Genomic DNA, 8,263 nt, shown 5'->3' with positions numbered 1-8,263 from the left:
GATCCCGGCCGCGGCGACCCCGTTGGAGTCGATGTGCATCGTACGGGTCAGCGGGACGCTCGACGTCCGGTACGCCGGGGCCAGAACCGCCGCGGCCTCCGCCGGACTCCACGGAACGGGGAACAGCACCACGGCGCGGGTCCGGCCACGCCCGTGATCGTGAGGAGCGCTGGCATGATGAGACGCATGGATGACGATCTCAGCGAGGTGCGGCGGGCCATCGACGCGATCGACGCCGACGTGGTGCAGCGGATCGCCGCACGGGAGCGGCTGGTGCGGCGGGCCGCCGCGCTGAAGACCAGCGAGCAGGCGGTTCGGGCTCCCGCCCGGGTCGAAGAGGTGATCGCCAAGGTGCGCGGGCTGGCCGTGGCGGCGGGCGGGTCGCCGGAGGTGGTGGAGCGGGTCTACCGGGCGATGATCGGCGCCTTCATCGATCTGGAGCTGGCCGAGCACCGCGGGCTCAGCGACGTCTAGATCTAGAAGTGGCGGCCGGTGGCTCTCGGCCGGCCGGCGCGGTCGGTGTGCGGGCCGGTGGCCTCGTCAGCGGCGCAGGTGGGACTGGAGGATCAGCGCGGCCGCACCGGTCGCGGAAGCGGTCGCCGCGGCCAGGGAAACCGTGACCGTCGCCGAACGGTGCCAGGTGCGGCTGTTCGCGGGCTGGACCCGGCGCATGATCGCCGGACCGTAGACGAACGACGCCGCCGCGAAACCCGGTCCGGTCAGGACCACCAGGTCGATGTCGAGAAGGTTCACCACCGACTCGGCGGCGGCCGCCACATATCTCGCCGAGTCCTCCAACAGCGACAGGCACCGGGGCCCGCCCGCCCGTGCGGCACGGGCCACCGCGGCGAAGTCGGCCGTCACGCTACGGCGCGCGGCCGGGTCGAGGCCCGCCTCCGCGGCCGCGGAGGCGTCGGCGCGGGCCGCCGCCACCACGGTGCGGGGCCCGGCCAGGATCTCCAGACAGCCGTGACCGCCACACCAGCATTCCGGGCCGTCCACCTGTACGCACACGTGCCCGAACTCGCCGGCCGCCCCGTGACTGCCGCGCATGGCCCGGCCTTCGACGACGATCCCGGCGCCGATGCCGCTGCCCATGTAGAGCGCGGCGAACGCCTGCTCCGGTCCGACCCGCGCCACCCAGTACTCCCCGACGGCGGCGGCGGTCGCGTCGTTCTCCACGAGCACCGGCCAGCCGGTCTCCTCCGCGAGGCGGCGCCCGAACGCGTCGGCGTCCCAGCCCCGCAGGTGCGGCAGCGTGTCCGGGCCCGGCGGTTGGGGTGCCGCGCTCCCGTGAGGGGTGGCGCCCGGGGCCAGGCGGACTCTCGGGCCGCCGGTGGCGGAATCCGGTGCCGGCGGGGTGGCATGGGGTGTCGCCTCCGGGCCGGCCGAGAATCTCGGCGTTCCCGGGCGGCCGGAGGGTGACGGGCCCACCGGGGTGGCGTCGGTGTCGCGTGGGCGGCGGGCGCCGCCGTTGCGAGGGCCCGGCCAGACGACACCGAGGCCGAGGCAGCGGGCCCGGTCCACGCCGGAGGCGGCGAGCAGGGTGCCGATGCCGTCGGTCAGGTGGGACAACAGGTCGCCGGGTGGGGCGGGGCGGGCGAGACGGGAGATGACGCCGCCGGTCTGGCCGGTCAGCACGAAGGTGGTGACGTCCCGGTCCAGGTGGACGCCGACGGCCAGCCGGGCGGCCGGGTCCAGGCGCAGCAGGGTCCGTGGCTTGCCGCCGGTCGGGGCGCGTCCTGTCTCGACGACGAGGCCCTCCTCCAGGAGGCGGCGCACGGTCATCGACACCGCCGCCTCGGTGAGCCCGGTCTTCGCCGCCAGCTCGACGCGGCTCAGCGGCTCGGAGGCACGGATCGCGTCGAGGATGCTCTCCCGCGCGGCGGGGCGGCGTCCCCGGCCCGGCCGGCCCACCGGCGTCGCGTCACCGACCGTCTCCCTCACCCAGCCACCACCATGTCGCCGAACCCGCCCGTCGTAAAGGCACCATCCTGCCTGCCCGCGCACCGCCGCGGATTCATCACCCGGCCGTCGAACCCGGCCGGATTCGGCACCGGGGCCGTAGGGGCCGCTGTCACTCGATCATCGATCCCGCCGGGCGTCAACCGGCCTCCTCGAGCGGGGTGACGCGGACCGGCGGAACGCCGTCCGGGTACAGCACCGGGAGCCGCGACCCGGCGGAACCCAGGGCACGGCGGCCGGCAGCGCGTGGCCGCGAAAGTCCAGCACAAAGGCTCCCTCCGGCGGCGCTCAGGTGCACGGGACCGGCCATCGGACCTCCGGCTTCATCAGCGTTGACGGACTTCGTTCAGTTGCTTAAGAATGTGGGAGCCGCGGCGCGGCGGCAACCTGATTCTCATCACGCTGGGAGCGGACTCCATGCTCAAGACCGACCTTCACCAGGGCTGGACCGTCCATTCCGTGGGTGGCCCGGTCCCGTCGGAGATCGCCGCGTCGCGGCTGCCCGCCGCCGTCCCGGGGACCGTGCACACCGATCTTCTCGCGGCCGGGCTGATTCCCGACCCGTTCCTGGGCGACAACGAGGCCGCCCTGGCCTGGTTCCACCGCAGCGCCTGGGTCTACGAGACCACCATCACAGCCGCCCCGGCCGCGCCCGGCGAGCGGGTCGACCTGGTCTTCGACGGTCTCGACACGGTGGCCACCATCCAGCTCGACGGCACCGAGCTGGGCCGGACAGCCAACATGCACCGCGGCTACCGGTTCGACGTGCGGCACCTGTCGCGCGACGGGGAGATCCCGCTGAGCGTCCGGTTCGACTCGGCGCTGGAGCACGCGGAGAGCTTCGAGAAGCAGGCCGGGTCCCGCCCGCGGCCCTACCCGCACCCGTTCAACGCCGTCCGCAAGATGGCCTGCTCGTTCGGCTGGGACTGGGGCCCCGACCTGCAGACCGCCGGCATCTGGCGACCGGTCCGGCTGGAGCGCTGGCACACCGCCCGCCTCGCGTCGGTGCGACCGCTCGCCACCCGCGACCGGCTCACCGTGCACGTGGCCGTCGAGCGGGCGTCCGGAGCGCCGCTGACCGTCGAGGTGACCGCCGGTGGGCACACCGCGCGGGCCGAGGTCGCCGCCGACCGGGCCACCGTGGAGCTGAGCGTGCCGGACGCGCCGGTGTGGTGGCCGGTCGGCCACGGAGAGCAGCCGCTGGTCCCGGTGGCCGTCACGCTCACCGCCGGCGACGAGGTCCTCGACGAGCACCACACCCGGGTCGGCTTCCGGGACGTGCGGCTCGACGAGACGCCGGACGAGGTCGGCAGCCGGTTCACCCTGGTCGTCAACGACCGGGAGATCTTCGTCCTGGGGCTCAACTGGATCCCCGAGGACCACCTGCTGACCCGCATCACCCGGGAGCGCCTCGCGGCGGCCGTGGACCGGGCGGTCGCCGGCAACGCCAACCTGCTACGCGTCTGGGGCGGCGGCATCTGGGAGTCCGACGACTTCTACGAGGTCTGCGATGAGCGCGGCGTGCTCGTCTGGCAGGACTTCCCACTGGCCTGCGCGGCATATTCGGAGGAGGAGCCGCTGCGGTCGGAGATCCTCGCCGAGGCCCGGGAGAACGTGACACGTCTCGCCCCGCACCCGTCGCTGATCCTGTGGAACGGCGGCAACGAGAACATCTGGGGCCACGAGGACTGGCAGTGGAAGGAAGCGCTCGACGGCGCGACCTGGGGCGCCCGCTACTACTACGAGGACTTCCCGGCACTGCTCGCCGAGCTCGACCCGACCCGGCCGTATCACCCCGGCAGCCCGTCCAGCCCCGGTCACGACCCCGAGGTGGTCCACCCCAACGACGACCGGTTCGGCACCCGCCACGAGTGGGAGGCGTGGAACAGGGAGGACTACCGGTTCCACGACAACTTCGTGCCCCGGTTCTGCTCCGAGTTCGGCTGGCAGGCGCCGCCCACCTGGTCGACGCTGACCGCCACCCTCCAGCCGGAGGATCTGCGCAAGGATTCGGCCGCTTTCCTCCTGCACCAGAAGGCCGAGGACGGCAACGGCAAGCTCGACCGCGGGCTCGCCCACCACATGGCGGTGCCGTCCGACTTCGCGGCGTGGCACTGGGCCACCCAGCTCAACCAGGCGCGGGCCACCGCGTATGCGATCGCCCACCTGCGCGGCCACGCCCCGCGGACCATGGGCAGCATCCTGTGGCAGCTCAACGACTGCTGGCCGGTCACCTCGTGGGCCGTCGTGGACGGGGCCGGACGGCTCAAGCCCGCGTGGTTCGCGATGCGCCGGGCGTACGCCCCGGTTCTGCTGTCCTTCACCCGCCGCGACGGCCGCGCCGTGCTCGCCGTGATCAACGATCGCGATGAGCCGTGGCGGGAGAGCGCCCGGCTGCGCCGGGTCCGCTTCGACGGCGCCGAGCTGGCCGCGGTCACCGCCGAGATCGACGTCCCGGCCCGGTCGGTGGGGCTGATCGAGGTCGATCCGAGCCTGCTCGCGGCCGCCGAGCCGGACCGTGAGGTGCTGGTCGCCGACAGCGGTGGGCTGCGCGCCACGCACCTGTTCGCCGAGGACTACGACCTGAGGTACGACCCGGCGGCGGTGCGGGCACACGCGGTCGCCGTCGAGGGCGGATACTCGATCACCGTGACCGCCGTATCGTTCGCCCGGGACGTGGCAGTGCTCGCCGACCGGGTCGCCCCCGACGCCGTCGTCGACGACATGCTCGTCGACCTGCTGCCAGGGGAGACGCACACCTTCACGGTCACCACCACGGCGACCGTCGACGGGGAGGCGTTCGCCGCGCCCGAGGTGCTGCGGTCGGCGAACTCGATCACGATTCCGGCGAGGGTCGGCTGACGATGCCCGCCCCGGGTGGCCTGATCGGGCTGGTGCTGACCGGCAGCGCCGCCCGGGTCGGTGTCGAGCCGTTCTTCATGGAGTTGATCGCCGGCATGGAGGAGGCCCTCGCGCCACTCGGGGCGAATGTTCTGCTCCTGGTGGTGCCCGACCTCGACGCCGAGCTGGCCACCTACCGGCGATGGGCGGAGGACCGGACGGTGCAGGCCGTCGTCGTGGTCAACCTCGTGCACGACGACACCCGGCCGGCGTTCCTGGCCGGGCTGGGGCTGCCCGCGGTGCTCGCCGGGCGGGCCGACACGGCGTCGTTCCCGCGGGTGGTCACCGACGACGCCGGCGCCATGACCGTCGCCGTGGAGGTGCTCGCCGGGCTCGGCCACCGGGTGATCGGGCGGGTCAGCGGGCCCGCCGACCTGGTGCACACCGCCGATCGCACGGCGGCCATGTTCGAGGCGGCCGCGCGGCACGGCGTGGAGGCGCGGATCGTCGAGGGCGACTACGGGGCGGAGAGCGGCGTGAGCGGCGTCCAGCAACTGCTGGCGGCCGCACCGCCGCCCACCGCGGTGATCTTCGACAACGACGTGATGGCGGTGGCCGCCGAGCAGGAGCTGATCCGCGTGGGCGTGCCGGTCCCCAAGCGGGTGAGCCTGCTCGTGCACGACGACTCGCCGCTGTGCGAGCTGGCCGTGCCGCCGCTGTCCGCGCTCAGCATCGACGTCCACGATCACGGCCTCAGTCTGGCCCGCGCGGTGATAGCCACCCTCGACGGCGTCGAACCGGCCGAATACCCGGGCCCACCGATCCGCGTCCTCCGGCGCGGAAGCACCGGCCCGGCCCCGGCCTGACCACCTTCGGGTTGCCGAATCTCCGTGAGCTTGTGCTTTAACCTCCCCGACCACCCCAGCATCGCCGCGCATCAGACCGCTGCGTCATCAGCAGATACTACGGTGAGGGGATTGAATTTGTTATGCGGGAGCCGTCCGATCGGCACTGGCGCTGTCCAGCAGAGGTCCGGTCAGTTCGAGCGATTCGGCCCCGTCGGGACACCACGAGCCATGGAGGAGTGCTGCGGTGTAGTTGCCCAATGCCCACCTGTTGGCCTGCAGGTCAGGGTCGTCAATTCGAGCCAGGGCCAGGTCGAGCATGTGGGCCAGAGCGCGTGCCGGGTGCCCGGCGCTCTGCAGCGCCAAAGCGAGATAACAAATGACCAGTACATCGTCGGGAAACAGGTCATGTGCCCGCTCGAGGGCTGCGACTGCTTCGTCGAAACGTTCCAGATTACGCAGCGTGCTTCCATAACTCGTCAGCCCGCGACGTAGCTCCGTGCCGGACAAGCCGGCCGCGAACGCGTGCTCATAGAGCGGCGCGGCCAGGTGCGCCTCGCCGGCGTAGTCGTGAGCACGAGCGCAGTGGTATCGCACGATCGCGCTGTCGGGATGCTGGGCGAGCAGCCGTTCGAAGTATTGGACGGTGGGCGCCGGGTCGGCTCGGCGGGCGACATCCCAGCCTCGGCGGACGGCGGCATGCAGTTCATCATCGGATTTGGTCACGGAACTCCTCATCAACGGGGCAGAAGGACAGCGTGGGATTGCGGACAGAGATTGCCGGCGATCACCGTGTAAGGGCTGTGATGAGAGGTGGAGTGTCCTCGACACCTCGCGGATCAGCGAAACGAGCCGGTCGCTGTTACCGGTGCCGACGCTACCACGCCCAGCGTCCGCCGGTCAGTCACCGCCGGCAGCCGGTGAGCAGCAGCACGAGCGTGGCGGTGACGGTGATGCGGTGCGCTCCGGGCACGCCGTCGTCGGCATGCTGAGGAGCGCGGAACCGTGTCTGGCTCCTATTGATGGTCGTTGTGGCGGTCATGGTTGACCGAGTAGAAGCTATCGATGTGTTGGCGGAGTTCCGCGAGCAGCTCTACCAGTCCATGGCCCGGCGGGCAGACGCCTTGTTCGAGCTGACCGACGCGCTGCTGTGCACCGACAGGCCGGTGAAGTCTTGGTCGGGCTGTCCTTGGCGCCGGAGCACCGCCGTGGTCACGGCGCCATGTACGACGCGCTCAACGCGGGGCGTATCGACGTCGCGTCGCTGCGCCTGCAGTTGGCCGGCTTGCCGTTACCGCGGTCGGCGGACGGCCGCTTGGTGCTCGCGGTGGATGTCTCGCCGTGGCTGCGCCCGGACGGCAACTGCAGCCCGCAACGCTCGTTCTGCCACACCTACGGCCGCGGCAGGGGCGAACACCGCATGATCCCCGGCTAGCCGTACTCGATCGTCGCCGCCCTGGAAACCGGCCGGACATCCTGGACCGCCCTGCTGGACGCCGTCCGGCTGCCGCCCGGCGCGGACGTCACCACCCACGATCACGTGCGCGCAGATCCGCCAACTCGTCGACCGCCTCACCGACGCGGGCCAGTGGCGGCCAGGAGACCGTGACGTCTTGATCGTGCTCGACGCCGGCTACGAGGCACCCCGCATCGCCTGGCTGCTGCGTGATCTACCGATCGAAATCCTTGGCCGGATGCGCTCCGACCGGGTGCTGCGCCGAGCGACCCCGCCACGCGTCTACAACCCCGAGGCCGGCCTGCCAAGCACGGCGGCGAGTTCGTCTTCGGCGACCCCGCCACCTGGGGTCCCGAGCAGGCAGTCACGGTCACCGACACCCGGCTTTACGGGCAAGCTCGGGCCCAGGCGTGGGACCGAGTGCATCCGCGGCTGACGCGCCGGGCCGTGTGGGTCGGTCACGACGAACCACTGCCGATCATCGCGGGCACGGTCATCCGGCTCACCGTCGACCATTTGCCGAGCCGGGGCAAGCCGAAGCCGGTCTGGCTGTGGTGGTCCAAGGTCGACGCCACCACGGAGGATGTCGACCGGAGCTGGCAAGCGTTCTTGCGTCGCTTCGATCTTGAACACACCTTCCGGCTTCTAAAGCAGACGCTGGGTTGGAGCGCCCCAAAGGTGCTCAACCCCGCCGCGGCCGACCGGTGGACGTGGTGGTGCTGGCCGCGCATGCTCAACTGCGCCTGGCCCGGCCGCTCCCCCAGGACCTGCGCCGGCCGTGGGAACGCCCGGTGTCGCCGGAGCGCCTCACCCCGGCCCGGGTGCGACGCGGGTTTCGGAACCTCCGCGCGACCAGCGCCTCACCAGCGCGTGCACCTAAACCGAGCCGGCCCGGCCCCGGCCGCACGCCCGGCTCCCGTAATCGGCAGCCCGCTGTCCGCCACGACGTGGGACTCATCCTGGTCACTGGCCAGGCCTACCAGCGACCGACCCACCACAAGAAGGGCACCAAGCCCCGCCGGACTGGTTAAACGACAAGGTGAGTGGCTGTCTCGCAACCTGAACCGTCGCGAATTTCAGAGGATGCGAACCCGCGACTGAGTGATGTTGGTCTTGCAGGACGTGCATCGTTAGGGGCCCCGTCGGTGCGCTGACC

Annotated in this window: 6 protein-coding genes and 1 pseudogene; 4 read left to right on the top strand and 3 right to left on the bottom strand. The window is 71.9% G+C overall.

Annotation, left to right across the window (positions count from 1 at the left end; all coding sequences use genetic code 11):
* The first annotated feature begins 186 nt into the window (after nucleotides 1-186).
* Nucleotides 187-474, top strand: coding sequence for a chorismate mutase (locus AB0I88_RS40630; RefSeq protein ID WP_361037537.1), 288 nt, complete (start codon nucleotides 187-189; stop codon nucleotides 472-474).
* A 66-nt stretch (nucleotides 475-540) separates the two neighbouring features.
* Here AB0I88_RS40630 and AB0I88_RS40625 read toward each other — a convergent pair whose 3' ends face one another.
* Complete coding sequence (locus AB0I88_RS40625; RefSeq protein WP_361037535.1) at nucleotides 541-1,947, bottom strand: ROK family protein; 1,407 nt, start codon at nucleotides 1,945-1,947, stop codon at nucleotides 541-543.
* Nucleotides 1,948-2,382: 435 nt separating this feature from the next.
* On the opposite strand from AB0I88_RS40625, the gene AB0I88_RS40620 reads away from it, so the two are divergent.
* Nucleotides 2,383-4,827: a glycoside hydrolase family 2 TIM barrel-domain containing protein gene (locus AB0I88_RS40620; protein ID WP_361037533.1), complete on the top strand. Its 2,445-nt coding sequence runs from the start codon at nucleotides 2,383-2,385 to the stop codon at nucleotides 4,825-4,827.
* A 2-nt stretch (nucleotides 4,828-4,829) separates the two neighbouring features.
* Nucleotides 4,830-5,672 (top strand): substrate-binding domain-containing protein, encoded by an 843-nt coding sequence (locus AB0I88_RS40615; RefSeq protein WP_361037531.1) that lies wholly within the window; start codon nucleotides 4,830-4,832, stop codon nucleotides 5,670-5,672.
* A 120-nt stretch (nucleotides 5,673-5,792) separates the two neighbouring features.
* Here AB0I88_RS40615 and AB0I88_RS40610 read toward each other — a convergent pair whose 3' ends face one another.
* A complete protein-coding gene (locus AB0I88_RS40610) occupies nucleotides 5,793-6,377 on the bottom strand; it encodes a tetratricopeptide repeat protein (protein ID WP_361037529.1) in 585 nt (194 codons plus the stop codon).
* A 178-nt stretch (nucleotides 6,378-6,555) separates the two neighbouring features.
* Nucleotides 6,556-6,693, bottom strand: coding sequence for a hypothetical protein (locus AB0I88_RS40605; protein WP_361037527.1), 138 nt, complete (start codon nucleotides 6,691-6,693; stop codon nucleotides 6,556-6,558).
* Between AB0I88_RS40605 and AB0I88_RS40600 the strand changes: the two are divergent.
* Nucleotides 6,674-8,138, top strand: a pseudogene (locus AB0I88_RS40600) (NF041680 family putative transposase). The gene AB0I88_RS40605 and the pseudogene AB0I88_RS40600 overlap by 20 nt on opposite strands.
* Nucleotides 8,139-8,263: the final 125 nt, after the last annotated feature.

This window comes from Actinoplanes sp. NPDC049802, assembly GCF_040656595.1.
GTDB lineage: Bacteria > Actinomycetota > Actinomycetes > Mycobacteriales > Micromonosporaceae > Actinoplanes.
This window is presented reverse-complemented; position numbering and strand designations above follow the sequence as displayed.